The organism is Corynebacterium sp. HMSC08A12 (assembly GCF_001807485.1).
Classification (GTDB): domain Bacteria; phylum Actinomycetota; class Actinomycetes; order Mycobacteriales; family Mycobacteriaceae; genus Corynebacterium; species Corynebacterium evansiae.
The window spans coordinates 75,313-100,952 of sequence record NZ_KV789172.1 but is presented as its reverse complement, the minus strand read 5'-3'; the positions used below and the strand labels follow the sequence as shown (position 1 = coordinate 100,952).

25 protein-coding genes are annotated in these 25,640 nt (G+C 64.0%); 15 read left to right on the top strand and 10 right to left on the bottom strand.

The window, feature by feature from the left end; translation table 11 throughout:
* Nucleotides 1-331: 331 nt before the first annotated feature.
* Nucleotides 332-2,560, bottom strand: coding sequence for an NADP-dependent isocitrate dehydrogenase (locus HMPREF3166_RS04600; RefSeq protein WP_070487869.1), 2,229 nt, complete (start codon nucleotides 2,558-2,560; stop codon nucleotides 332-334).
* A 259-nt stretch (nucleotides 2,561-2,819) separates the two neighbouring features.
* Between HMPREF3166_RS04600 and HMPREF3166_RS04595 the strand changes: the two genes are divergently transcribed.
* The 13 genes from HMPREF3166_RS04595 to HMPREF3166_RS04535 all read left to right on the top strand — a co-directional run bounded on the left by HMPREF3166_RS04595 (nucleotide 2,820) and on the right by HMPREF3166_RS04535 (nucleotide 15,781).
* Nucleotides 2,820-4,064: an MFS transporter gene (locus HMPREF3166_RS04595; protein ID WP_210383917.1), complete on the top strand. Its 1,245-nt coding sequence runs from the start codon at nucleotides 2,820-2,822 to the stop codon at nucleotides 4,062-4,064.
* A gap of 59 nt (nucleotides 4,065-4,123) precedes the next feature.
* Entirely contained in the window at nucleotides 4,124-5,134 is a 1,011-nt protein-coding gene (locus tag HMPREF3166_RS04590; RefSeq protein ID WP_070487867.1) for an exodeoxyribonuclease III, read from the top strand.
* Nucleotides 5,128-5,994: a trimeric intracellular cation channel family protein gene (locus HMPREF3166_RS04585; protein ID WP_035009794.1), complete on the top strand. Its 867-nt coding sequence runs from the start codon at nucleotides 5,128-5,130 to the stop codon at nucleotides 5,992-5,994. Before HMPREF3166_RS04590 ends, HMPREF3166_RS04585 begins: the two co-directional genes overlap by 7 nt.
* Nucleotides 5,995-6,005: 11 nt before the next feature.
* Complete coding sequence (gene trpS, locus HMPREF3166_RS04580; protein WP_035004405.1) at nucleotides 6,006-7,037, top strand: tryptophan--tRNA ligase; 1,032 nt, start codon at nucleotides 6,006-6,008, stop codon at nucleotides 7,035-7,037.
* A 115-nt stretch (nucleotides 7,038-7,152) separates the two neighbouring features.
* A complete protein-coding gene (locus HMPREF3166_RS04575) occupies nucleotides 7,153-8,235 on the top strand; it encodes a YhjD/YihY/BrkB family envelope integrity protein (protein ID WP_049049791.1) in 1,083 nt (360 codons plus the stop codon).
* A gap of 47 nt (nucleotides 8,236-8,282) precedes the next feature.
* Nucleotides 8,283-9,602, top strand: a complete 1,320-nt coding sequence (locus tag HMPREF3166_RS04570; RefSeq protein ID WP_070487865.1) for an adenosine deaminase — start codon at nucleotides 8,283-8,285, stop codon at nucleotides 9,600-9,602.
* 63 nt (nucleotides 9,603-9,665) lie between these two features.
* Nucleotides 9,666-10,691, top strand: a complete 1,026-nt coding sequence (locus HMPREF3166_RS04565) for a sugar ABC transporter substrate-binding protein (RefSeq protein ID WP_049049793.1) — start codon at nucleotides 9,666-9,668, stop codon at nucleotides 10,689-10,691.
* Nucleotides 10,688-11,683, top strand: coding sequence for an ABC transporter permease (locus tag HMPREF3166_RS04560; protein ID WP_035004401.1), 996 nt, complete (start codon nucleotides 10,688-10,690; stop codon nucleotides 11,681-11,683). Before HMPREF3166_RS04565 ends, HMPREF3166_RS04560 begins: the two co-directional genes overlap by 4 nt.
* Nucleotides 11,684-12,469, top strand: coding sequence for an ATP-binding cassette domain-containing protein (locus HMPREF3166_RS04555; RefSeq protein ID WP_070487864.1), 786 nt, complete (start codon nucleotides 11,684-11,686; stop codon nucleotides 12,467-12,469).
* Between the two features lie 49 nt (nucleotides 12,470-12,518).
* Complete coding sequence (locus HMPREF3166_RS04550; protein WP_035004398.1) at nucleotides 12,519-13,361, top strand: J domain-containing protein; 843 nt, start codon at nucleotides 12,519-12,521, stop codon at nucleotides 13,359-13,361.
* Between the two features lie 14 nt (nucleotides 13,362-13,375).
* Nucleotides 13,376-14,044, top strand: coding sequence for a hypothetical protein (locus HMPREF3166_RS04545; protein ID WP_070487862.1), 669 nt, complete (start codon nucleotides 13,376-13,378; stop codon nucleotides 14,042-14,044).
* A gap of 92 nt (nucleotides 14,045-14,136) precedes the next feature.
* A complete protein-coding gene (locus tag HMPREF3166_RS04540; protein ID WP_070487860.1) occupies nucleotides 14,137-15,051 on the top strand; it encodes a hypothetical protein in 915 nt (304 codons plus the stop codon).
* Between the two features lie 94 nt (nucleotides 15,052-15,145).
* The gene (locus HMPREF3166_RS04535) at nucleotides 15,146-15,781 is read left to right on the top strand and encodes a hypothetical protein (RefSeq protein WP_035004395.1); all 636 of its coding nucleotides are present in this window, start codon (nucleotides 15,146-15,148) and stop codon (nucleotides 15,779-15,781) included.
* Nucleotides 15,782-15,784: 3 nt separating this feature from the next.
* On the opposite strand, the gene HMPREF3166_RS04530 is transcribed toward HMPREF3166_RS04535, so the two are convergent.
* From HMPREF3166_RS04530 to HMPREF3166_RS04520, 4 genes are read right to left on the bottom strand one after another with little or no spacing between them, the layout of a single operon-like run.
* Complete coding sequence (locus HMPREF3166_RS04530) at nucleotides 15,785-17,047, bottom strand: hypothetical protein (protein ID WP_070487858.1); 1,263 nt, start codon at nucleotides 17,045-17,047, stop codon at nucleotides 15,785-15,787.
* Between the two features lie 39 nt (nucleotides 17,048-17,086).
* Nucleotides 17,087-17,257: a hypothetical protein gene (locus HMPREF3166_RS10190; RefSeq protein ID WP_005291698.1), complete on the bottom strand. Its 171-nt coding sequence runs from the start codon at nucleotides 17,255-17,257 to the stop codon at nucleotides 17,087-17,089.
* 33 nt (nucleotides 17,258-17,290) lie between these two features.
* Nucleotides 17,291-18,211 carry a C40 family peptidase gene (locus tag HMPREF3166_RS04525; protein WP_070487856.1) on the bottom strand — a complete coding sequence of 307 codons (921 nt, stop codon included), beginning with the start codon at nucleotides 18,209-18,211 and terminating at the stop codon, nucleotides 17,291-17,293.
* Between the two features lies 1 nt (nucleotide 18,212).
* Complete coding sequence (locus tag HMPREF3166_RS04520) at nucleotides 18,213-18,524, bottom strand: hypothetical protein (RefSeq protein ID WP_070487877.1); 312 nt, start codon at nucleotides 18,522-18,524, stop codon at nucleotides 18,213-18,215.
* 89 nt (nucleotides 18,525-18,613) lie between these two features.
* Here HMPREF3166_RS04520 and upp point away from each other — a divergent pair, with 89 nt between their 5' ends.
* Entirely contained in the window at nucleotides 18,614-19,252 is a 639-nt protein-coding gene (gene upp, locus HMPREF3166_RS04515) for a uracil phosphoribosyltransferase (protein WP_070487854.1), read from the top strand.
* Here upp and HMPREF3166_RS04510 read toward each other — a convergent pair.
* Both HMPREF3166_RS04510 and HMPREF3166_RS04505 read right to left on the bottom strand, forming a co-directional pair.
* A complete protein-coding gene (locus HMPREF3166_RS04510; protein ID WP_070487852.1) occupies nucleotides 19,223-20,758 on the bottom strand; it encodes a phospho-sugar mutase in 1,536 nt (511 codons plus the stop codon). The genes upp and HMPREF3166_RS04510 overlap by 30 nt on opposite strands.
* Nucleotides 20,755-21,567 carry a purine-nucleoside phosphorylase gene (locus HMPREF3166_RS04505; RefSeq protein ID WP_070487851.1) on the bottom strand — a complete coding sequence of 271 codons (813 nt, stop codon included), beginning with the start codon at nucleotides 21,565-21,567 and terminating at the stop codon, nucleotides 20,755-20,757. Before HMPREF3166_RS04505 ends, HMPREF3166_RS04510 begins: the two co-directional genes overlap by 4 nt.
* A 57-nt stretch (nucleotides 21,568-21,624) precedes the next feature.
* Between HMPREF3166_RS04505 and HMPREF3166_RS04500 the strand changes: the two genes are divergently transcribed.
* Entirely contained in the window at nucleotides 21,625-22,857 is a 1,233-nt protein-coding gene (locus HMPREF3166_RS04500; RefSeq protein ID WP_035004388.1) for an amidohydrolase, read from the top strand.
* On the opposite strand, the gene HMPREF3166_RS04495 is transcribed toward HMPREF3166_RS04500, so the two are convergent.
* Genes HMPREF3166_RS04495 through HMPREF3166_RS04485 form a run of 3 tightly spaced genes read right to left on the bottom strand, consistent with a single transcriptional unit; the run spans nucleotide 22,838 to nucleotide 25,627 of the window.
* The gene (locus HMPREF3166_RS04495) at nucleotides 22,838-23,419 is read right to left on the bottom strand and encodes a DUF1707 SHOCT-like domain-containing protein (RefSeq protein WP_051901660.1); all 582 of its coding nucleotides are present in this window, start codon (nucleotides 23,417-23,419) and stop codon (nucleotides 22,838-22,840) included. The two genes, HMPREF3166_RS04500 and HMPREF3166_RS04495, sit on opposite strands and share 20 nt — an antisense overlap.
* Nucleotides 23,420-23,443: 24 nt before the next feature.
* Nucleotides 23,444-25,030: a glycerol kinase GlpK gene (gene glpK / locus HMPREF3166_RS04490; protein WP_035004386.1), complete on the bottom strand. Its 1,587-nt coding sequence runs from the start codon at nucleotides 25,028-25,030 to the stop codon at nucleotides 23,444-23,446.
* A complete protein-coding gene (locus HMPREF3166_RS04485; protein ID WP_070487849.1) occupies nucleotides 25,031-25,627 on the bottom strand; it encodes a hypothetical protein in 597 nt (198 codons plus the stop codon).
* Between the last annotated feature and the right edge of the window lie 13 nt (nucleotides 25,628-25,640).

Below are 25,640 nucleotides of genomic sequence, written 5' to 3'. Positions count from 1 at the left end.
TTTCTCCACAAGACATAGCCTGCCATGCAGCTTAAACCGACGACAGAGCATACGGGCGGCATACTTGGAGACACCAAGAGCATTGGCAGCGGCAGCACAGCCCATGCCTTGCTCGAAACACTCCACCAGCTGCTCACGCTGATGCTCACTCAGCGAACTTCGTGCTCTCAATGAAAACTACTCCCCACTAGTCGGTAACTGATTTCTCAGTCCAACTAATGGGGAGCAGTTCACAAAGTGCCGGCGCCGGGGCTATTACGGGCCGAGATCCGGTGGGCTCGCGCCGAGAGCCAGAGGGCTGGAGCCGGAGCCCGGTGAGCCAGCCCGGCGGCTACTTGTTGGTGTTCAGGCCGTCGATGATCTCATTGAACGTCGAGGACGGGCGCATCACAGCGTTCGTCTTCTCATCGTTCGGCCAGTAGTAACCGCCCAGGTCCACCTCGTGACCCTGAATATCCAGCAGCTCTTGGGAGATCTTCTCCTCGTTGGCCTCGAGGGCGTCCGCAACAGGCTTAAAGATCTCCGCCAGCTCAGCATCGCGAGTCTGGTCAGCCAGCTCGCGAGCCCAGAACTTCGCCAGGTAGAAGTGGGAGCCGCGGTTGTCGATCTCGCCGACCTTGCGGGACGGGGACTTCGACTCGTTCAGCACGGACTCGGTGGCAGCATCCAGAGCATCGCCCAGGATCGGGGTGCGCGGGTTATCGTCCGTCTCCTGCAGCTTGCGCAGAGACTCCGCCAGCGCCAGGAACTCACCCAGGGAATCCCAACGCAGGTGGTTCTCCTCCACCAGCTGGGCCACGTGCTTCGGCGCGGAACCACCCGCACCGGTCTCGAACAGGCCACCGCCGGCGATCAGCGGAACCACGGAAAGCATCTTCGCGGAAGTGCCCAGCTCCATGATCGGGAACAGGTCCGTCAGGTAGTCGCGCAGCACGTTGCCGGTGACGGAAATCGTATCCTCGCCAGCGCGGATGCGGTCGATGGACAGCTGCATTGCCTCCTCCGGCGGCAGGATGCGGATGTCCAGGCCCTCGGTGTCGTGATCCTTCAGGTAGGTCTCCACCTGCTTCTGCACGTTCCGGTCGTGCGCGCGCTCCGGATCCAGCCAGAACACAGCCGGGGCGCCGGTAGCGCGGGCGCGCTTCACGGCCAGCTTCACCCAGTCCTGCAGCGGGATGTCCTTGGCCTGGCACGCACGCCAGATGTCGCCCTCGGCAACCTCGTGCTCCATCAGCACGTCGCCGGCGCCATTCAGCACCTGCACGCGGCCCTCGGCCTCAATGCGGAAGGTCTTGTCGTGGGAGCCGTACTCCTCGGCCTTCTGCGCCATCAGGCCCACGTTCGGCACAGTGCCCATCGTGGTCGGGTCGAAGGCGCCGTTCTTGCGGCAGTCGTCGATAACGACCTGGTAGATGCCCGCGTAGGAGGAATCCGGCAGAACTGCCAGCGCATCCTCGGTCTCGTCGTTCTTGTTCCACATCTGGCCGGAGGTGCGGATCATCGCCGGCATGGAAGCATCCACAATCACGTCGGAGGGCACGTGCAGGTTGGTGATGCCCTTGTCGGAGTTCACCATCGCCAGGTCCGGGCCGTCGGCCAGGGCCTTGTCGAAGGCCTCGCGGATCTCGGCTGCGTTGTCTACCTTGCCCGCATCCAGTGCGTCCAGGATGGCGCCCAGGCCGTTCTCGCCGTTCAGGCCTGCCGGCAGCAGCTGGTCGCCGTACTGCTCGAACACGTCGTGGAAGTATGCGCGCACTGCGTGGCCGAACATGATCGGGTCGGAGACCTTCATCATCGTGGCCTTCAGGTGTACGGAGAACAGCACGCCCTCCGCCTTCGCGCGAGCCACCTGAGCCCGGAAGAAAGTGCTGAGAGCCTCGGCGCGCATCACCGTGGCGTCAACAATCTCCTTGTCCAGTACCGGCAGCTCTTCCTTCAGCACCTGCGTCTCACCGTTCGGCTTGACCAGCTGGATGCGCAGCGTGTCATCGCCGTCCATAATGACCGACTGCTCGTTGTGGCGGAAGTCGTCGGCCTCCATCGTGGCGACGTTCGTCTTGGAATCCGGCGACCACTTGCCCATGGAGTGCGGGTGCTTGCGGGCGAAGTTCTTCACGGCCTTCGGCGCGCGTCGGTCGGAGTTGCCCTCGCGCAGCACCGGGTTAACGGCGGAGCCCTTCACGGAGTCGTAGCGGGCCTGCGCGTCGCGCTCCTCGTCGGTCTTCGGCTCGGACGGGTAATCCGGCAGGTCGTAGCCCGCCTTCTGCAGCTCCGCGATGGCTGCCTGCAGCTGCGGGATAGATGCAGAGATGTTCGGCAGCTTAATGATGTTCGCATCCGGGGTCTTGGCCAGCTCGCCGAGCTCAGCCAGAGCGTCGTCAACCTTCTGCTCCTCGGGCAGCACGTCGGAGAACGCGGCCAGGATGCGGGCGGCCAGCGAAATATCGCGGGTCTCCACATCCACTCCAGAGGTCGAAGCAAAAGCCTCCACAATCGGCTTCAAAGAATACGTCGCCAAGAGTGGGGCTTCGTCGGTGCGGGTGTAGATGATCTTTGCCATGTGGCGTTCGTCTCCCAGCCTCTAGTTAGTCAGTTGGTCTTTTAGTGGTTTACGATCCAAGAATACGGCAAATAACAAACCTGTGAATGGTACGGGGTTATTGCCCACCGCGTGGCCTGTTCGGTTTTAAAGCTTAAAAATTTTTATTGACGCCTACCCGCCGCGCTTTTGCGACCCACCCGCCGCACTTCCCGCAGCCCCGTCAACCCGCCTATCAACCTGCCCTTTTACCCGTCCCTACAACTAATGAAAGCGAGCGATGCCCGTGAGCGAAACGAAACTTACAAAGTTGCCCTCCCGCCGCCCGGTTCCGCGCCAGACGGAGATCTCCACCCGCCACCGTTACATCGCCATGGTGGCGATGGCTCTGGGCGGTTTCGGCATCGGCACCACGGAGTTTGTGGCGATGGGTTTGCTGAACCTCATCGCGGAGGACTTCGCCATCTCGGAGGACCAGGCCGGCCACGTGATTTCCGCCTACGCGCTGGGCGTGGTCGTCGGCGCCCCGCTGATCACCACGCTCACGGGTTCGATCCCGCGCCGGCGCCTGGCGCTGCTGCTGATGGGCGCCTTCGTGGTCGGCAACGGCCTGAGTGTCTTCGCGCACTCCTATGGGATCCTGATGCTCTCCCGCTTCATCGCGGGCTTCCCGCACGGCGCGTACTTCTCCGTCACGGCGCTGATCGCCGCGTCCATGGCGCCAAACGGCAAGCGCGGTAAGGCCGTGGCGTTGACGGGCATGGGGCTTTCCATCGCCACCGTCATTGGCGTGCCGATCGCGCAGTGGCTGGGCTCCACCTTCGGGTGGAACGCGGCCTTCGCGATGGTCGCGGCCATCGGCGTGGTCACCTTCGTCGCCCTGTGGTTCACCGTGCCGCACATGACGTTGATGCCGCGCACCAAGCCGCTGACGGAGCTCGGCGCATTGGTGAACTCGCAGGTTCTCATGACCCTCGCCATCGGCACCGTCGGCTTCGGTGGCATGTTCGCGGTTTACACCTATATCTCCTGGACCCTGACGGAGAACGCGGGCTTCAATGCCAACCTCATCTGGATTCCGCTGATGGTCTACGGCATCGGCATGGTCATCGGCACGTATATCGGCGGTGTGCTGGCCGACCGGAACTTGGAGTACGCGATCCTCAGCACCTTGCTGTCCCTGATCGTCGTCCTTTCCGCCTTTTACTTCCTGTCCCACAATGCGGTGGCGGGCATCATCAACTTCGGCGTGATCGGCCTGTTGGGCTCCACCCTGGTACCGAACCTGCAGACCCGCCTGATGGACGTTGCGGGCGAGGCGCAGACCCTCGCCGCGGCGCTGAACCACTCTGCGTTGAACATGGCTAATGCGGCGGGAGCGGCGGTCGGCGGTGCCGTCATCGCCGCTGGCTATGGTTATTCCACCCCTGCGCTCGCTGGTGCGGCGATGGCCGCCTGTGGCGCTCTGCTGTGGATTCCTGCCTATTATTTACGACGCCGTCAGCTCGCAGCCGCCCGGGCGTAGGTTCTAAAGCTTTAAGGAATAGTAAGGGTTAGTTGTCTGGGTTAGTAGGGTAGGGACTCATGAAGTCACTGACTATTGCGACGGTTAACGTCAATGGAATTCGGGCGGCAGCGAAGGTGCGCCATGAGGACAACCGGGGGATCCTGCCGTGGCTGGAGGCCACGCCAGCGGACGTAGTGCTTATGCAGGAGGTGCGCGCGGACGAGAAGCAGACGCGTGCTGCCCTGGAACCCGTCCTGGGGGAGTGGCACCTGGCTCAGGCGCCGGCCGCCGCCAAGGGGCGGGCCGGGGTGGCCATCCTGTCGCGTTTGCCCCTGCGGGACGTGCAGATCGGCTTCGGTGACGGTCCAGGAAGCGAGGAGTTCGCCGACTCCGGCCGCTACATCGAGGCCACGGTGGACGCCGGGGATCTGCCGGTGCGCGTGGCCTCCCTGTACCTGCCCAGCGGCTCGGCGGGGACGGAGAAGCAGGACGAGAAGTACCGCTTCCTGGATTCCTTCGGTGAGTACCTGCAGAACCGGGCGGCACAGGCCGAGCAGGCCGGACACCCCGAGCTGGTAGTCGGTGGAGACTGGAACATCTGCCACCGCCGCGAGGACCTGAAGAATTGGAAGACCAACCGCAAGAAGTCCGGCTTCCTGCCCGACGAGCGGGCATTCATGGATTCCCTATTAGGCACCTTCCCGGACGATGCCACCCAGGTCGCAGACGCCGAAGATTCCGGCCGCAACGGCAACCCCGCAGGCGTGGCCGGGGACTTCTTCGGGGCAGTGGACTACGCGCCGGGGGACCTCGCCAGCGCCCGCCTGGCCGCCGGCGCGGTGGAAGATCCGCAGTACTTCGACGTGATGCGCCGGGTGCTGCCCGACCAGGCCGGGCCTTACTCCTGGTGGACCTATCGCGGCCAGGCCTTCGATACAGACGCGGGCTGGCGCATCGACCTACAGGTGGCCACCCGCGGCATGCTGGAACGCGCGCTGACCGCCAACAATGTCTGGGTGGATAAGGCCGCGGCCTACGACCAACGCTGGTCCGACCACTCGCCGGTGCTGGTGGAGTACGCATGCTGACCGTCCTCTACGTCCTGGGGCTCACCGCCGAATCAATGACGGCGGCCTTGGCTGCGGGACGTCAGCGGATGGACATGTTCGGCGTCATGCTCATCGCCTCCGTGACCGCCTTCGGCGGCGGCACGGTGCGTGACCTATTGTTCGGCCACTACCCGCTGCGCTGGGTGGACGAGCCGATCTTCCTGGCTATCGTGCTGGGCGCCGCGCTGGTGACGGTGCTGGCCAGCTTCTTGATGGACTACTTCCGCACCATCTTCCTGGTGCTCGACGCGGTGGGCCTTTCCACCTTCGCCCTGCTGGGTGCCCAGGTGGCGCTGGAGCTGGGCTACCACCCCCTGATCGTCGTCGTATCCTCCGTGGTGACCGGCGTGTTTGGCGGCGTGCTGCGCGACGTTTTATGCGACCGGGTGCCGCTGGTGTTTAGCGAGGAGCTCTACGCCTCCATCGCCATCCTCGTAGCGGTGATGTATATGGGCATGCTGCACTTCAACCTGGACGAGACCATCGGCACCCAGCTGGTCATCGTCATTTGCCTGATCTTCGCCTTCGGCCTGCGCTTGCTGGCGATCTTCTACCGCATTTCCCTGCCTGTCTTCGAATACCAGGAGCGCGAATACGTCCGCGACCCCGCCGGGCGGCTGACCATGTGGGCGCTCAACAAAGCCGGGGTGCAGCGCCGTGAGATGCGCCGGCGCAGCGTTGGCGCCCCGAAGGCCCCGAGGACACCTAAGGACAAATCCGGGCAGAAGAAGCGCAAGAGGAAACACCGGTTCGAATTGGTCGATCGGGGAGAGTACGAATACGGGGACGAGCGGGCGTCACAAAACCCGCCCGAAGAACCCCGCAACAGCGACGAGTAAGGTTACATAATATGAACCAACCTGCGAAGAAACAGCGCGTCGTCTCCGGCCTGCAGCCGACCAGCGATTCCTACCACCTGGGCAACTACTTGGGAGCAGTCAAGCAGTTTATCCAGTTGCAGGAAGACTACGAGACCTTTTACTTCATCCCCGACCAGCACGCCATCACCGTGCCCGGCTACAGCCCCAAGGATCTGCGCAAGCGCACCCTCGCGGGCGTGGCGCAGCTGCTGGCACTGGGCATCGATCCGGAGCGCTCCACCCTGTACGTGCAGTCCCACGTGCCGGAGCATGCACAGCTGGCGTGGGTGCTGATGTGCATCACCGGTGACGGCGAGGCGCGCCGCATGACGCAGTTTAAGGACAAGTCCGCCAAGCAGGGCGGCGACAACACCACCTCCGGCCTGTACGCTTACCCGATGCTCATGGCCGCGGACATTCTGCTGTACCGCCCGCACCTGGTGCCGGTCGGCGAAGATCAGCGCCAGCACCTGGAGCTCACCCGCAACCTGGCGGAGCGCTTCAACTCCCGCTACAAGAAGACCTTCGTGGTGCCCGAGGGATTCATCCCCGAGGGCGCGGCCAAGATCTACGACCTGCAGAACCCGACGGCCAAGATGTCGAAGTCCACGGACAACCCCAAGGGTCTGATTAACCTGCTGGACGACCCGAAGGTCTCCGCCAAGCGCATCCGCTCGGCAGTGACCGATAACGACGGCGAGATCCGCTACGACAAGGAAAACAAGCCGGGCGTATCGAACCTGCTGGTCATCCAGTCCGCGCTGGGGGATAAGAGCATCGACGAACTGGTGGAGGGCTACCAGAAGGCCGGCTCTGGCTACGGCGACCTGAAGAAGGACACAGCCGAAGTGTTGGAGGCGTTTTGCACCCCGCTGCGCCAGCGCTACGACGAGTACATGGCCGACCCCGCCGAGCTGAACCGCATCCTCGCAAATGGTGCGGACCGCGCCCGCGAGATCGCGGCGAAGACCATCGAGCAGGTCTACGAGCGCGTGGGCTTCCTGGCGGAAGTAAGGCAGTAGCGAAGCAATAACGCGGAACAAGCAACGCGAAACAGTAAAGCACGGCAGCCCCCGCCGTGCTTTACTAATGTGAAGAACTTTCAAGACGAGACGACCGGAAGGAAGGGCCGTCCCTTTGGCGACCACCGATCCTGATAAGAGCAAGCTGGATAACTATGGCGTGGAGCGATCCCGCAAGGACGATCCAGGCCCGCTGGATAAGTACCGCGACAAGTGGCCGTGGCTGGACCACGTGCTGCGGATGCAGGATCGGTACTCCGAGCAGGGCGGTAACCAGTTCGCCGCCGGCATCACCTACTTCTCGGTGATGACGATCTTCCCCCTGATGATGCTGACCTTGGCCGTGCTGGCCATGATCCTGGCGGGCAACGAGAGGCTGCTGAACGACGTCATGGACAGGGTCGCCAACATGGGCGACGGCAGCATGGGAGATGTGCTGCAGACCATCATCGAGCAGTCCATCGAACAGAGGAAGTCCGTATTCTCCATCGGTCTTCTGTTGGCCCTGTGGACCGGACTGGGCTGGATCGCCCACCTGCGCCTGGGTGTTTCCGCGATGTGGAAGGTCGACGGTACGCCTTCCGGTTTCGTCTCCGGCAAGGTAAAGGACCTGATTGGCCTGGTCGGCCTGCTGGTCTCCCTGATCGCTGCCTTCGCCATCACCACCATCGGCAACTCCGGCCTGACCACCCAGCTGCTGGATGCAGTCGGGCTGGCAGACGTGCCGGGCATCCGCTACATCACCTTCGGCGTGGCCCTGCTGGTGGCGCTGATCGCTAACTTCTGCGTGTTCTTCTGGATGATCCTCTACCTGCCGCGCACCAAGGTGCCTCGCAAGTCCGCGGTGAAGGCCGCTGTTATCGGCGCGATCCTGTTTGAGATCTTCAAGCAGTTCGCCACCATCTTCTTCTCCAACGCGCTATCCAACCCCGCCGGCGCGGCCTTCGGTCCGGTGATCGGTGTGATGGTGCTGATGTACTTCATCTGGCGCATCCTGCTGTACTGCTCCGCGTGGGCTGCGACCACGCCGGAATCCTTGGCTAACCTGCGCCCGGATGCACCGCCGGCCGCCGTTATTCGCGTGCGCCAGGAGGTGCGTGCGGGTAGTGCCGACGCCAACCGTGCCGGTCTGCTTGGCATCGGCGCAGCCGCGGGCGTGGTCGTTGGCGGATTGGTCACCAAGATCTTCAAGCGCTAGCGGCCAGCTGCGAGCGTGGGACGCGGATGCAGCTAGGATCTTTAGACATGATTGACTCTGACATCATCGCGTCCCTTCCCAAAGTAGAGCTCCACGACCACCTCGACGGTGGCGTCCGTCCCGCCACCCTGGTCGAGCTCGCCGAGAAGATCGGCTACGAGCTGCCCACCACCGACCCGGTAGAGCTGGAGAAGTGGTTCTACGAGGCGGCGAACTCCGGCGACCTGCCGACCTACCTCACCACCTTCGATCACACCACCGCCGTTATGCAGACCGCCGAGGGGCTGGTGCGCATTACTCGCGAGGCCGTCGAGGACTTGGCCGCCGATAACGTTTGCTACGCCGAGCTGCGCTACGCCCCTGAGCAACATCAGGCCGATGGCCTTTCCCTGCAGCAGGTCGTCGAAGCCACGGTGCAGGGTGTGAAGGAGGGCGAGCGGTTGGTCGCCGAGCGCGGCGGGCGCATTCACGTGCGTTTGATCCTGTGCGCCATGCGCCACGCTGAACGTTCCGAAGAGATCGCCCAGCTCACGGTGGACAACTACGGCGAGCACACCCCGGGCGAGGGTTACGTGGTGGGCTTCGACATCGCCGGCGCCGAGGATGGCTTCCCGCCTTCGAAGCACGCCGCTGCGTTCGACCTGCTGCGCAAGAACCTCGTTCCTTTCACCATTCACGCTGGTGAGGCTGCCGGTGTGGACTCTCTTCGTGACGCCCTAGCGCAGGGTGCCCGGCGTATCGGTCACGGTGTGCGTGTGTACGAGGACTTTAATGCCACCATGAGCGGCATCGAGCTGGGTCCGGTCGCCCGCTTCATGCGCGACCAGCGCATCGCCCTGGAGATCTGCCCGACCTCTAATACGCAGACGGGTATCTGCGATGACGTGGCGGAGCACCCGTTTGGCCTGCTGTACGAGATGGGCTTCTTCTGCACCGTGAACACGGACAACCGCCTGGTTTCCGGCACCACGATGACCCGCGAATTCGAGCTGCTGGCCGAGCACTGCGACCTGGAGCTGTGGCAGCTGCTGGAGCTTACGAGCAACGCACTGCAGGTGGCGTACTGCGACGAGGGGCTGCGCGAAGACCTCGAGCGCAACGTGATCTACCCGGCCTACGCCGAGGTCGGCAACAGCCTGCCGGACGAGGCTCTGGACGCAGGCGACGCGGAGGGCACCGAGTTTTCCAACGGCATGCAGCGCTTGCATGGCCACGGCCAGCCGCACGGCGCGGGTGTTGCAGCGGGCGCGGGCCAGCAGGATATTGAGCTGTCCATGGAGAACCTCAAGGCCGAACTGGAGGAGCTGGGCCTCAGCCTGGACGATGAGGAAAGCGATGGCGAAGCAGGCGACCAAACCTCCAGCTAGACGCATCTGAATGCTTTAAGTTGTCCCGCTTAGGGTTGGGTTTTGCCCCTGTGAACTGGCAAAATGCTCTGCATGGCGAATTCTTGGGGAATTAAGTTCAACCTCCGCCGCGCGGTGGCGATGCTGGTGATTATCTGCACGGGCGCGGCGCTTGCCGCGTGCTCGGAGACCGGTGGCCGACCGCGCGGCGGTGCGTCCGGCGACGGCGGCGGGGGAGTGGATACTCCGCGCTACACCGTGGCGATGGTGAGCCACGGCGCGCCGGGCGATACCTTCTGGGATCTCGTCCGCGCAGGCGCGGAGGATGCTGCCAAGAAGAACAACCTGGAGCTCCGCTACAGCTCCTCCCCGCAGGCGCCTGACCAGGCGAACCTGGTGCAGAATGCCATCGATTCCAACGTCGATGGCCTGGCCCTGACCATGCCCACCCCGGAGGCTCTGGGCCCGGCGGCGAAGCGCGCGGCGAAGGCGGACATTCCCGTGGTCGGCCTGAACTCCGGCATGGAGCACTACAAGAAGTACGACGTCAGCGCCTTCTTCGGCCAGGACGAATCCGTCGCCGGCGAGCGCGCCGGCGAGCGCCTGTCGAAGGACGGCGCCAAGAAGGTGCTGTGCGTCATCCACGAGCAGGGCAACCCTAGCCAGGAGTCCCGCTGTGCGGGCATCAAGAAGGGCCTCGGCGGCGGTTCTGTGGAGAACCTCTACGTCAACGGCATGGATCTGACCAGCGTGCAGTCCACAGTGCAGGCCAAGCTGGCGCAGCAGAAGGACATCGACTGGGTCATGGGTCTGGTCGCCCCCGTCGCGCTGACGGCCGTGCAGGCCAAGGAGCAGGCCGGTTCCAAGGCGAAGATCTCCACCTTCGACACCAACGCGGAGCTCGTCGCCGCAATCAAGAATGGCACCATCGAGTGGGCCGTGGACCAGCAGCCTTACTTGCAGGGCTACATGGCCATCGACGCGCTCTGGCTGGCCAAGCGCAACGGCTCCACCGTGGGCGGCGGCCAGCCGGTGCTGACCGGCCCGTCGTTCGTAGATAAGTCCAACGTGGACACCATCGCGGACGCGGCCAAGGAAGGGCTGCGATGAAAGCGATGAGTATCCTTAAGCGTCCCGAGTTCACCTCGGTGCTCGGCGCGGTCCTGATCTTCACACTGTTCATGATCGTCGCCCCGTCGTTCCGCTCCCTCGATGCGTTCTCTACGGTGCTGTACGCCAGCTCCACTATGGGCATCATCTCCCTGGCCGTCGGCCTGCTGATGATCGGCGATGAGTTCGACCTATCCTCCGGCGTGGCCGTCACCACCGCCGCACTGGCCGCCACAATGCTGAACTACAACTTCTGGCTGAACTCCTGGGTGGGCGTATTCCTCTCCCTGCTGATCGCCCTGGCCATCGGTGCCTTCAACGGAATGATGGTGATGCGCACGGGCATCCCGTCGTTCCTGATCACCCTGGCCGCGTTCCTGATGCTGCAGGGCATCAACCTGGCCGTCACGAAGCTGGTCACCGGCCAGGTCGCCACCCCGTCGATCGCCGACATGGAGGGTTTCGAATCCGCCAAGGCCGTCTTCGCCTCCTCGATCAACATTTTCGGCGTGGAGGTCAAGACCATCGTCTTCTGGTGGCTCCTCTTTGTGGCCCTGGCCAGCGTGCTGCTGTTCAAGACGCGCTTCGGCAACTGGATCTTCGCCGTCGGCGGCGATGCCGAAGCCGCCCGCGCCACCGGTGTGCCGGTACGCCGCGTGAAGGTGATCCTGTTTATGTTCGTCGGCTTCGCCGCCTGGTTCGTGGGCATGCACAATCTCTTCGCCTTCGATTCCATCCAGGCTGGCCAGGGTGTGGGCAACGAGTTCCTCTACATCATCGCCGCGGTCATTGGCGGCTGTGCCCTCACAGGTGGACGCGGCACCGCCATCGGTACGGCCATCGGCGCGCTGATCTTCGGTATGACGAACCAGGGCATCGTCTACGCAGGTTGGAACCCGGATTGGTTCAAGTTCTTCCTGGGGGCCATGCTGCTGTTTGCGGTGCTCACCAACAACTCTGTCTCCAAGTTCACTTCGGGAGGTCGCAGCTAAATGTCTTCTTCTAATGACGCCACCCCGATTATCAGCCTCCGCAATGTGGACAAGGACTATGGCGATGTCCACGTGCTGAAGGACATTGACCTGGATATCTACCCCGGCAAGGTGACCTGCATCCTGGGCGACAATGGTGCGGGCAAGTCCACCCTCATCAAGATCCTTGCCGGCCGCCACAAGCACACCAGTGGCGAGGTTCTGGTCGACGGCGAGGAAGTCAACTTCAACGGCCCGAAGGATGCCCTGGATAAGGGCATCGCCACCGTGTACCAGGACCTGGCCGTGGTCGGACAGATGTCCGTGTGGCGGAACTTCTTCTTGGGCCAAGAGCTCACCGGGCGTTTCGGCCTGCTGCGTGCCGACGAGATGCGCCGCATCGCGTCCGAGGAGCTGGAGAAGATGGGAGTGCACCTGGACGATGTCGAGGTGCCCATCGCCAACCTTTCCGGTGGCCAGAGGCAGGTCGTGGCCATTGCGCGGGCTGTGTACTTCGGCGCGCGAGTGATCATTCTGGACGAGCCAACCGCAGCGCTGGGCGTCAAACAATCCGGCATGGTGCTGCGCTTCATCAAGTCTGCCGCCGAAGGTGGGGTAGGTGTGGTGCTGATTACCCACAATCCCCACCATGCGTATCTGGTGGGCAGCCACTTTGTGCTGCTGAACATGGGCGAGCAAACCCTGGACGCGGATTATTCCGAGGTCACTCTGGAGCAGTTGACACTGGAGATGGCCGGCGGGGGCGAATTGGATTCTTTCAACCACGAGCTGCGGGATTTAAGTTAAGCTAAATGCCTGTATAACGACATTTTAAGGATGGGAGCTGACCGAAGCCGTGGCGCATTACAACCTGTACGAGTCACTTGGGATTGACCGGAGCACGAGCACTCAGGACATCGCAAAGGACATCGATAAGCGCCTGAGCACGGGTAATGCTTCCAACCCGGGCGGGGAGGACGAGCTGCAGGTGGCGCGCCAGGTGATTGCGGATCCGACGAAGCGCGGCATGTACGATGCCCGCCTGGACGATCCGAATGCCCCCGAGATCGACATTGCCGCGCTGCGTGACCTGGGTGAGATGCAGGTGCCGGCGCAGGGGCAGGCACAGCCCCAGCAGTTCCAACAGTTCCAGCAGCCCGGTCAGCCGCAGCAACCACAGCAACAGCCGCAGCAGCCCAAGCAGCCGTCCAAGCTGAAGCGCGAGTTCGCCCGTTCCTCGAAGCTGGCGCTGACCGTGGCGGCTATTGTCCCCCTTCTCGCAGTCCTGGTGTTGTTTGGGGCCTACAAGGGTGTGAGCTGGTTCTTCGGAGACGAGCGAGAGGTGAAGAACCTTTCCCAGGAGTTCCTGGATCTGCGTAAGAAGGGCGAGACCCAGATGTGGATGGACGATCACGTCGGCAAGGAATTCATGTCCGATGCCTCGGATTACTTCGACCTGGACGACGGCGGATACGAGGGCATGAATAAGGAGTTTGACGCCCTGGCTCTCCAGCCCAGAGAAGTCACCAAGAGCAACGATTTCGCCCGGTTTGTCTTGACCGAGGAGAGCGTTGACCGCTACGAGGACTTCTACCTCGTCTCCGTGGAGGACAACAATGGCAAGTTGAAGGGCCTATTGTTCTTCGGCGTGGGCAATAGCGGCCCGAAGCTGCTGAACATGAATATTCTCGACCGCTAGGGTCGGAACATCACATGAGTAATAACAACTGGAATAACTGGAACCCCAACTATCCTGCGCAGCAGGCTCCGCAGCAGAATAAGACCTCTCCGTGGGTGTATTCCATCGTTGCAATCTCCGTGGTGGCGCTGCTGGTCGCGGGCGTGCTGACGGCCACGGCAGTTATGGGGAAAGACAGCGGCGACGGTGAGGAATCGCCGGTAGCGGCGGAGACGGTGGCGTCCAAAAAGAGCAGCGAGAGCCCCGCCACGACCACCACACGTAAGAAGACCAAGACCAGCGAAGCGGAGCCAACCCCAGAGGACGAGCCAACCCCGGAGGAGCCGCGAGGCAGTGGATCTTCCAGCCCAGAATATAGGCTGAGCAGCTATGGCTGGGAGGGCAGCCCCGCGCACTGCAATGCTGACGACCAGTGGCTGTACGCGGCCTATGGCGACGGCGATTACGTAGTGGTGTGCAAGGTCGGGGAGCACGGTGACTATTACTACCGAAGCTATGTCGGTGGCCACTCGATCGAGAAGGACGTGGACATGTCCTACGCAGACCCGAGCCGCGGCAGCTACAGCGTGCCCGTCGGGGGCGGAACTCGCATCGAGATCAATCAGAAGGACCTAAAGGTCTACGAACACGGCGAGGTGGCCAGCAACGTGACGTTCGACCAATTCTTCGTTGTTGATCGATAATGCCATTCCGGTCGCTTAATCAGTAGCAAGCTGTAATAATTAGGCGAATCCTAGATAGGAATTATTCGCAGAAAAGATTGAGAGCATTCGCCATGAGCAACCAGAACCCTTATGGCCAGCCGGGACCGAACCCCGGTGGCCAGAATCCGTACTCGCAGCAGCCGAACCAGCCGCAGCCGCAACAGCAGAACCAGTTTGGCCAGCCGGGGCAGCCCGGCCAGCCGAATCAGCCGGGGCAGGCCGGTCAGGCAATGAAGCAGGGGCTGCAGTCGCTGGCGTGGAACCAGCTGGCTGCAGGCGTGGCTGGCATCGCAGCGCTGCTGGTGCTGTTCTTCAGCTTCTTCAAGTGGGTCGGTCTTACGACCAAAATTAGTGGAGATGAGTACACCGCTGGCGTGAACGGCTGGGGCATGCTCTCGGTGAGTGACAATGCCGATAAGAAGGATTTCGCCGAGGATTTCGGTAACACCGGCCTGGGCGTGCTCTTCATGCTCTTGACCTTGGGCTTGCTGATCGCCGCGGCGGTTATGTTGTGGCTGAAGATCCAGCCGCGTGTGGCCGTCTACCTGGGTATCGCCGGTGGTGCGGTGCATCTGATCTGGGCCATCTGGACAATCGTTGATTTCAATGGTCCCTACAAAGAGGCAAAGGACAAACTGGAGGAAGCTCAGTCCGCCAGCAGTAATTATGGGTTCGCATCTGGCATCACCTTGGACGGCGGCCCGAAGTTCGCGGTCTTCCTGGCAATCATCATCGCCCTGGCGATCATCGCGCTCGGCGTGCTGGCGATCGTGAAGTTCGGCCCGCTGCTGAACGTTCCGGGTAACGGAAACAACGCTCCGAACCAGTTCGGCCAGCCGGGTCAGCCTCAGCAGTTCGGCCAGCCGAACCAGCCGAACCAGCAGGGTCAGTTCGGTCAGCCAGGACAGCCACAGAACCAGCCGAATCAGCAGGGTCAGTTCGGCCAGCCAGGTAACCAGAACCCGTTTAACCAGCCGGGGCAGTAAGAACCTTTCTACATCGCAAGAGAGCTCGTCATGGTAAGCCCAGACGAGCTCTTTTGTTAGTAGCTGCCCGTGAATGACCGGAAGTGATTGATCCATGAACAATCCCAATCCCTACGGCGCGATGGGTGGAAACCCTCAGTTTGGATACGGCTACCGTCCCGGCACATGGATGCTGCTCGTCTCCGGCGGCGCCACAGCTTTAGCCTTGCTTATGTTCACTGCGAGCTTTCTCGGATGGACGGAGCTGAGGTTTAATCACGATGAAGGGATTATGAGGCTAAATGTGAACGGCTGGGGCAGGGTTGTCGTCACAGGCGCTCCGGAAGGTGCTGACGTTGTTGATTCGAAATTCAGCAGTGCCGGAGTCGGCGTACCAGCCAATGTCGCAGCCCTGTCGCTACTGATTGTGGGTGCCGTCATGTTGTGGCAGGCGGTGAAGCCGCGTGTGGCCTCTTCCATGTTCATCGGCGCGGGCCTGGTGGGTCTAGGCTGGGCGATCTGGTCGATCATGAAGATCCAGCGAGCATTGAAGGCCATGGAGAGGGAAGAGGGTGCTCGACTGCGGGAAGAAGGCCTGGTTTTCGAGGAGGTCTTCCAAGGGAGTGCAGAAATCGGCGTTTATTTTGCAATCGCCCTTTCGTTGGCGGCCGTCTCTCTTGGTGTATTTGCGCTTTTCAAATACAACAGCCAGGCGAAGATGCCCTGGGGCTGGCCAGGGCCAGCCATCTAATTTCTAGAAGCGGGTGAAGCGCTTAATCAGGCCTTCCTCCAGGGCCTTCCAGCCCTTCGCCTCCTCGTCGAAGGGGGCGGATGGCTGTGCGTCCGACGGGGAGCCCAGCATGTAAGCCAGGTAGTTCTGCAGCTTCGGGTAGCTCAGCAGGATCTTGTTCACGCCGTCGTCGCCCGCCCAGTCCGCGGCGTCCGCCAGCAGCTCGTAGGCGCGGCCCAGCTGGTCGGTATCCACGGCGTCGAGGGACTCCGAAATGTCGTCGTGCAGGCCAGCGAAGGAGTACTGGTTCGAGTCGTGCACCGTGACCTCCAGCTCGCCGGCGTTGGCGGCGCTGACCAGGTCGCCCCAAGTATCCAGCTCTTCGAGGTCGTGATCGTGGGCGTCAATAATCCAGCGCACGAGGGCACGAGAGTTCGGGAAGGTGTTGATCTCCCCGTGGCGGCCGAGGAAGCGCGGCTTGTCGCCGACGTAGCAGCGCAGAGTGTAGACGTACTGGCCGTTCAGGCTGATACGGATCGGATCGATGCCGGCGTCGGCCCAGATGGTCTTGTCGTAGGGATCGACGTCCTTGCCCTCGGTGGCCTTGGCCGCAGCCGCCGCCTCGGCCTCCTTTTCCTTCTGGCGCTTCTCGCGGGCCTCCTGAGCCTCGTCGATGCGCTTCTGTGCGTCCTTCACCTTCGCTTCGTCGACCTCAGGCTCGGTCAGGTGCACTTCGACGTCATCGAGCATGCCCTTCCACCGATCCAGCACGGTGCGGCCAACGCCCGACCACTCTTCCAGGCCGTTCTGCGACTGGTAGTGGTCCGGCCCGCGGCGCACGTTATCCAGGATGGAGTAGGAGTGGAACCAGTTGTTCACGCTCTTCAGCCCCAGGACATTGCCCATGGAACGCAGCAGATCGAAACCGCGGGCGACCGCGGAGGTGGATTCATAGCCCGGGCGCTGAGCCAGCTTGCGGGGCACCTCGACCAGGCTGATCTTGCCGGTGCGGGTGGGCACCACATTTGTGACCAAGTCGGACTTGAACTGCGCCCACTTGGGGTGCTCGGCCAGCTCGTTGCGCCCGCCGTCCTCGAGGAAAGCCAGGAGCTTGGCGGGGGAGTCGAAGACGAAAAGATCGTCGTCATCGCCCAGGAAGCCCTGCCAGCGCTCACCCTTGACCAGCCAGTTCGGGGCCCACAGGGTGTACCAGGTGCCGCTGGTGATCTCTAACTCCACGGCAACGATGCCGTTGCCGAATGTCCTCAAGCCATTTTCTGCTGCCATGGCTGGCATTCTACTAGGTCGGTCTGACTACGTCGGTGTTTAGTCCTGCGTCTGGTCAGCCCGCCGGTTGCGCAGCTCCGCCGTGAGCACCGCGGGCACGGTTTCCGGCATTTCGCCCAGGAACTGTGCGGCCAGATACTCGCGCGGCGGGGGAGTGCTCACGATGCGCGCCAACCCGCTGCCGTGGGATCGTCCGTTGATGAGTGGCATGTTTTCCTCCTCTGTTTGCCGATGCCTATTCGCCTACGCCGCCGTCGGCCGGTAGAAGCCCTTGAACGGCATTCCGATATTGTCTTGCCTGATGGGGCTGATCTGCACTGGATCGCCGGCTTCGATCATGTTCCCGCCGTCGACGATCATCGCCACGTGCCCGTCCCACACGGCCAGGTCTCCCGCCTGCACTTCCGCGCGCGGAATCTGCGGCCCGACCGCCTGCGCGCTCGCCGTGCGCGGCAGATCCACCCCGGCCTGCTGGTAGGCCCACTGCACCAGGCCGCTGCAATCCAGCCCCTTGCCCGGCACCGTCCCGCCCCACTGATACGGGGTGCCCAGGGCCGTCTTCGCCGCGGCTACCGCCTTGTGTGCCTGGTCCGTCGGTGCGCCCGGCGCGCTGTTGCTATCTTGTGACGCCGGCGCCGCAACCTCTGCCGTGTCCGGATTCCTGGCAGGCAACCGCTCGGGGATCTGTTCCTTCTTCACCTCGTGCACGTCCAGGGTCAACCCGCGCAGCTCCTCCTCTAGAGTGTGCATGCGATCTTCCGCCCGCCCGACGTGTCGCAACACCACCGGCATCGCCGCGCCGAGGCCATTAACCAAGCCCAGCGGGCCGGCCATGCCGCTGGTGGCCACCGCCTGGCCGACTTCCCGCACGCAGTCGTCGAAGATGACGCTCAAATCCCCGATTGCCCGCTCTACGGCCTGGGCGGCCTGCCCCGCCAGCTTGTCCAGTGCACCGCCTGCACCTAAGGCCTGGGAAACTGCCTTGGCCACCGAGTCCAGGGAGCCGTGCACGTTATCGCCCGCCCGTCCCTGCAGGGCGGAGGCCGCCAGGTTCCCCAGATCCTGCAGGCCCCTTACCCCAGAGACGCTGGCGCTGAGGCCGGGACTAAAGGGCGAGGGGATCGCCGCGGCCAGTGGCGCCACCAGGCTCGCTATGTCTAGCACCTCAGACCTCCCTCAACCCGCTGAAGGCGTGGGAGTACTCGCCCTCGTGCCTGTCTAGTCCGCGATGCACGCTCCCCAGCGCAAACGTGGCGTCATTAAAGTAGCTTTCCGCATCCCGCAACAACCCATCGTGGGCTTCCCGCGCCGTCGACAGCGCCCGCAGAAAATCCTTGAGCGCCGGCGGCGCCACCATACCCACTGCGCCGTGCAGTGGCGCGACCTTTTCCTGGAGCGCCGTACTCACGTCCTGCGTGCGCCCCTTTAGCTGCCCCACCAGTTCCGAATCGGCCGCTAGCGCATCCCCTGAAAGCATGAAACCCTCCCCCAAAAACACTCTGCAGTTTCTTTAGACTCCGCCGCAGCCCGAAAGGTTCAATCGCGAATCAACTAGAGTGGGGAACCATGGAAATTCAGGTGGTTAATCATCCGCTCGTCGCCTCCCGGCTCAGCATCATGCGTGACAAGAACAGCGACAATGCACAGTTCCGCGCCGCTTTGTCCGACCTGGGGGCCATGCTGATCTACGAGGCCTCGGCGGACCTGGTGGTCGAACACTTCGAGCTCGAAACCCCCGTCGCCACCACCACGGGCACGCGGCTGGAAAAGCCCCCGATCATCGTGCCCGTCATCCGCGCGGGCCTGGGCATGATCGATCCGGCGCTGTCCATGATCCCCGACGCACAAGTCGGCTTCATTGGCATGGCCCGTGACGAAACCACCCACGAGCCCGTGCCCTACCTGGAGGCGCTGCCGGACGACCTCAGCGACCAGCCGGTGTTCCTGGTCGACCCGATGCTCGCCACCGGCGGCTCGCTGCTGCACGCCATCCGCCTGCTGGAGGATCGCGGCGCCAACGACATCACCTGCGTGTGCATGGTCTCCGCCCAGCCGGGCGTGGATGCGCTGGTGGAGGCCAACGTGAGCGTGCGCCGACTCTTCACCGCCACCATCGACCCCAGCCTGAACGAGGACGCGTACATCGTCCCCGGCCTGGGCGATGCCGGCGACCGCCTATACGGCCCCCGAAACATCGACCTTTAGGCGCTCCAGCAGCGCCTCCACGGCCTGTGCATCCGCCCCTGGCACCGCGCTGACCTCCAGGTAGAACTTCGCCTTCGGCTCGGTGCCGGACGCGCGGGCGACCACGCGCAGCCCCATGTCCCCGGAAGTGCCCACCAGCCGCACGCCGTCGGTGCGGTTGCCCGCGGAATCCTCGATCGGCCCGGCCTGCATGGCCGCACCCGCGAGCTCTGCCGGTGGGTTGTCCGCCCAGCGCGCGATCAGCTCCTGCGCTTGCTCCGCACTGTCGAAACGTGCGCTGACCTGCGCGGTCCTGAACACCCCATAGGTGGCCTCGATGTCGTCCAGCTCGGCAGCCAGATCCGTCTCGGCCGCCCACGCCGCCGCGATCAGCGCCGTCGCAATGCCATCCTTATCCGCCACGATGTGCGGCGCGGGCGCGGTGCCGATCGCCTCCTCGTAGGCAAAAGCCAGCTCACCCGGCCGACCGTCGGCAGCGCGCGCCAGGTTCTTAAAGCCAGTCAGCGTCTCCACGTAGTCCCAGCCCTCGGCGCGCGCCATGCGCCCCAGCAGCTGCGAACTGACCACCGTTGTCGCCACTACAGGCTTTTTCTTTGTGGACGCCCCCACGCCCGCCAGCACCCGGCGCGCCAGCAAGGGGCCGGCCTCGTCCCCGCGCAGCATGTGGTATTCGCCATCCGCGCGCTTCAACCCCAGCATGCAGCGGTCCGCATCCGGGTCCAGCGCGATCAGCAGGTCCGCGTCGATGGCGCGGGCTTCCTCCAGCAGCGCGTCGGTGGCACCCGGCTCCTCCGGATTGGGGAAGTCCACTGTCGGGAAGGTCGGGTCCGGCCAGCGTTGCGAGGCCACCGCGTGCACGTTGCCGAAGCCGTTCTCGCGCAAGGCCCACTCCAGGGCGTTGCCGCCCACGCCGTGCATGGGGGTGTAGAGGATCTTCAGCTTCCGCCGCGGCGCCAGCTCCGCCTGGCGGCCGGTGGCCACCAGGGTGCCCAGCTCGGTGACGTAGCCGGAGACCACGGACAGGTCTACAGACTTCGCCTCGGAACGGGGGATCTTCGCCGCGTCGGTGGGCTGGGCGGCAATGTGCTCCTCGATCTGCCGGTCGGCGGGGGAGACCAGCTGTGCTCCGCCGTCCAGGTACAGCTTGTAGCCGTTGTCCTGTGCCGGGTTGTGCGAGGCGGTGATTTGCACGCCCACGTCCATGCGCCGGGAGCGCACCAGCCACGCCAACACTGGGGTGGGGGAGGGCTCCGCGATGAGGGTCACGTCGAAGCCTGCGCCGGCGAAGGTTTCCGCCGTCGCGCGGGCTAGGGCGTGGGAGGCGTAGCGAGCGTCATATCCCACAGCCGCACGAAAAACTCCGTCGGCGCGCAAGGGGCGCTTTCGCTCCTTGAGCCACGCAGCCACACCGGCTGTGGCGCGGGTGGCGGTGCCGACGTTCATCTCGTCTGGCCCGGGGCCGATCTTGGCGCGCAGGCCGGCGGTGCCGAACTTCAACTGGCTCATAGGTTGTTCACCAGCTCGCCGAGCAGCTTGCCCATGTCGTTGGCGGCTTCCTTGCCCGCCTGCAGAACCTCCTCGTGGTTCAGAGCCTCGCCGGTAACCCCCGCCGCCAGGTTCGTGACCAGCGAGATTCCTAGCACATCCACGTCCGCCTCGCGCGCGGCGATCGTCTCGTAGACCGTGGACATGCCCACCAGGCCCGCGCCCAGGGTGCGCAGCATGTGGATCTCTGCCGGGGTTTCGTACTGCGGGCCGGGCATCATCGCGTACACGGCCTCGCGCATGCCGGGGCGCAGCTTCTGCACCTTGGCACGCAGCTCGGGGCTGTAAGCATCCACAAGGTTCACGAAGTTCGCGCCCGTCAGGGGTGTCTTGGCGGTGAAGTTGATGTGATCGGCGATCAGCACCGGCTCGCCCACGGTCATGCCCTCGGTCAGGCCGCCCGCGGCGTTGGTCAGCACGATCGTCTGCACGCCCGCGGCCGCGGCGGTGCGAACCGCATGGGCGGTGCGCCACAGCTCGTGGCCCTCGTAGGCGTGGGTGCGACCCAGCAGCACCAGCACGTTGCGGCCGCCGATGCGGGCGCTGCGCACCGTGCCGCCGTGGCCCTGCGCGGTGGGAGCCAGGAAGCCCGGCAGCTCCGACATCGGGAACTCCTGCAGATCTTCCGCGCCTTCGCACAGCACGTCGGCGGCGGGGCGCCACCCCGAGCCGAGCACCACGGCACAGTCATAGGAATCGAGGCCCGTGCGCTCCTTCAGCGCCGCCGCAGCCTCTGCGGCCAGTTCATAGGGATTTGGGGAAGCAGTCATGCCAACCAAGAATACCGCAGGCGCTAGACTAGACGGGTCAGTAAAAGTGAGAGGGACGTGAGTATTCAAGTGCAAGACGGCACACAGGAACGCGCGCAGGAAAGCAGCACCCATTCCGTCGCCCAGTTTGTGCAGAACTGGACGCGGGACAACGCACATCGGGTCATCGACTGGCGCCGTCACCTGCACCGCAACCCCGAGCTGTCGCACATGGAGACGGAGACCACCCGCTTCCTCGCCGCCGAGCTCGAGCGCGCCGGGCTGCAGCCCGTGGCTCTGCCCTCCACAGGCCTGATCGCCGACATCGGCCCCGTCGGCGCGCCCCGCATCGCCTTCCGCGGTGACATCGACGCGCTGCCGTTGCAGGAGGTCACAGGCCTCGATTACGCATCCGAGGTGCCGGGGGTCATGCACGCCTGCGGTCACGACATCCACACCACGATCGTGCTGGGGCTGGCCGTCGCCCTCGCCGACTTTGTTGACGCCCACGGGGAGGATGCCCTGGGGGTTCAGGTTCGCTTTATCTTCCAGCCCGCCGAGGAAGTCATGGACGGCGGCGCGGTGGACGTCATTGAAGCCGGGGCGCTGAACGGCGTATCCCGCATCTTTGCCGTCCACTGCGAGCCGAAGCTGCGCACCGGCGAGATCGGCGTGCGCACCGGTGCGATCACCTCCGCCAGCGACGTGGTGGAGATCATCCTGCGCGGCCACGGCGGCCACACCTCCCGTCCGCACCTGGCGGCGGATCTGGTGTACACCGCAGGCCTCATCGCCTCGCAGTTGCCGGGGCTGCTGTCCCGCACCGTCGACCCACGCACCGGCACGGTGCTGACCTTCGGCGCGATCAACGGCGGCTCCACGTTCAACGCAATTCCGCAGGAGGTCCGCCTGCTCGGTACGTTCCGCACCGCGGAGGTTGGAGTGTGGCGTCGTGGCGAAGAAACCTTGCGAGAACTCCTAGAGCACCTGGTGGCACCCACCGGGGCCGAGCTCGAGCTGCGCTACACCAAGGGCGTGCCGCCGGTGATGAACGACGATGTTTCCACCGCCGCACTCGCGCAGGCCGTCAAGGACGTGGATCCGAACGCGCTGAAGGAGGCCCCGCAATCCACCGGCGGCGAGGACTTCAGCTGGTACCTGGAGCACGTGCCGGGCTCCATGGCGCGCCTGGGCGCGTGGACTGGCAAGGGGGAGAGGCCCGACCTGCACCAGCCGGACATCGTGTTCGACGAGCGCGCCCTCGGTATCGGCATCCGCCTGTTCGCCGGGGTTATTGACCAGTTCCGTTAAGGCGCTTCTGCGCGAACTTCATCGCGCTGCTGGTCAGCTGGTGGGTGCGCTGCTTGCGCTCGAATTTCCACTGCGCCTGCTGGGCGCGCTGCTGCATCTTCAGCTCCCGGAAGCGCTGGCGCTCCAACTGCTCCGGGCTGGGCTCGTACCAGGCTCTCGGGCCGACCTTCATGACGTAAAGCAGCACGAAAACCAGCGGGATTAGTAGCAGCAGGATGGCGGAATTCGCCCACACGCCATTGAAGAGCATGGCCAGGGCGCTGCTGCCGATCACGGTGCTGAGCAGCAAGCCCAGACGCACGTTCCTGCCGCTGCGGTATTGGCGATCGACCTCGTGGGCGGAGTAGTAGGGAACGAGCTCGCGCGAAGCCTCCAGCGGTGGGAGGTCGGTGAATAACTGCGCGAGCTCGCGCTCGGAGCGGGACGTGGTGGCCTGCTGCACGCGCTCCTCGTACTCGGACATGGTGAGCCGACCGTCGGCGAAGTGCTCACCGAGCGCGCTGATAGCGTCGCTACGGTCGACATCGGAGATGCGGATTTCACGGCGGGACGGTTCGTTCATACCTCTAAAGGTAGCACCCGGAGCCTAATCCTCGGTCCAGTTGAACGTCCGCTCCACGGCGCGCTTCCACTTGTCGTAGGCGATCTTGCGCTCCTCCGGGTCGCCCTTGGGGAAGTAGGTCTTTTCCTCCTGCCAGAGGGAAACCAGCTCGTCGAGGTCCCGGTAGAAGCCCACGGCCAGGCCGGCGGCGTAGGCCGCTCCGAGGGCGGTGGTCTCCGAGACCTCCGGCACCGTCACTGGCACCTCCAGCTGGTCGGCCTGGAACTGCATCAGCAGCGAGTTGACCACCATGCCACCGTCGACGCGCAGGTTCTTCAGATCCACCTGCGAGTCCGCGTTCATGGCCTCAACGACCTCGCGGGTCTGGAAGGCCGTGGCCTCCAGTGCGGCCCGGGCGATGTGCGCCTTCGTCACGTAGCGGGTCAGCCCCGCGATGATGCCACGCGCCTCAGGGCGCCAGTGCGGCGCCAGCAGCCCGCTGAAGGCCGGCACGATGTAGCAACCGCCGTTATCGTCCACGCTGCGAGCCAGCGGCTCGATGTCGTCGGCGGTGTCGAAGAACCCAAGGTTGTCGCGCAGCCACTGCACTAGGGAGCCGGTGACGGCGATGGAGCCCTCCAGCGCGTACACGGCGGGCTGATTGCCCAGCCGGTAGGCGACGGTGGTGATCAGCCCGTGCTCGGACCACTGCGGCTCGGTGCCGGTGTTCATCAGCAGGAAGTTGCCAGTGCCGTAGGTGTTCTTCGCCTCGCCCTGGTTAAAGCACACCTGGCCGAAGGCTGCGGCCTGCTGGTCGCCCAGGATGCCAGCGATCGGCACGCCTTGCACCGGCCCGCTGCGGCGGACCTTCCCGACGACCTCGGAGGAGCTGACGATCTCCGGCAGCATGGATTCCGGCACGCCGAACAGCTCGCACAGCTCCGGATCCCACGTCTGGGTTCGCAGATCCATCAGCATGGTGCGCGAGGCATTGGTGACGTCCGTAACGTGCCGGGCATGGTCGCTGCGCCCCGCCTTGGACTTCTTGTGCGAGCGGCGGGTGAGCTCCCAGATCAGCCACGAATCGATGGTGCCGAAGGCCAACTCCCCGCGCTCCGCCTTCTCGCGGGCGCCATCGACGTTGTCCAGGATCCACTGGATCTTCGGCCCGGCGAAGTAGGTGGAGGCGTTCAGGCCGGTGCGCTCGAAGATCATGGTCTTCTGCTCCTCGCTCAAGGAGCTCACGATCTTGTCGGTGCGTGTGTCCTGCCACACGATGGCGTTGTAGATGGGCTTGCCGGTGGCGCGGTCCCACACGACGGTGGTTTCGCGCTGGTTGGTGATGCCCACCGCTGCGAACTCTTCCACCGGGATGTCGCGGGAGGCCGCCGCGTCCGCCATCACGCGCCGGGTGTTGCGCCGGATCTCCTCCGGGTCGTGTTCCACCCAACCGGGGCGCGGGAAGATCTGCTGGTGCTCCATGTGGCTGGAGCTGATGATCTTGCCGTGCGCGTCAAAAATGATGCAGCGGGTAGACGTGGTCCCCTGGTCGAGCGCCAATACGTAGCCCCGCTTGGAGCTTTTCCACTTAGCCAAGGTCCCGGTCAGCTGGTTCGTAAGGTTTTCTACCACTCAGTCTTCTGTGTCCTCTGTGTCCTCTGCGTCCTCTGCGTCCTCTGTGTCCGCTGCGCTATCTGCATCATCAGCGGCCCGCTTACGCTGGTTCGCAAACGCCGCCAGAATCAGAATCGCTACGCCCGCAGCGCCGCACAGCATCGTCACCCACCGCAGTGCCTGCAGGGTGCCGGAGGAGTACTTGGAGATGTAGATGTTGCCCTGGTCGCAGGTGTACTTGGCGCCCTCGATGTCCTCGGTGAACTTGATCGAGGTGTACACGCCCTTGTTCTTCGTCAAGGGCAGGGACACGTCGGAGATCTCCAGGTCATCCTGGCTGAACTTTAGATCCGCGGCCTCGATACGGTCGACGAGCTGCTTGCCCTCCTTATCGACCAGGGTGCACTCCTTCGCGGTCAGGGCGTCCGCGTCGGCCAGTAGGTAGTACTCCTTGCCGGCCTGTACGTCGTAGCCCTTGCCGAAGTCCTTCACACCCACCAGCGAAACGATAGCGGTGATTACGGCGACGATCAGCAGTCCAAGGCCGAGGAAGATCATGCCCTTCGGCGTCTTCCTTTCGAAGCTGTTAGCCTGCTCAGCGGTAGTTTCAGTCATGGGGGGGGTGCGT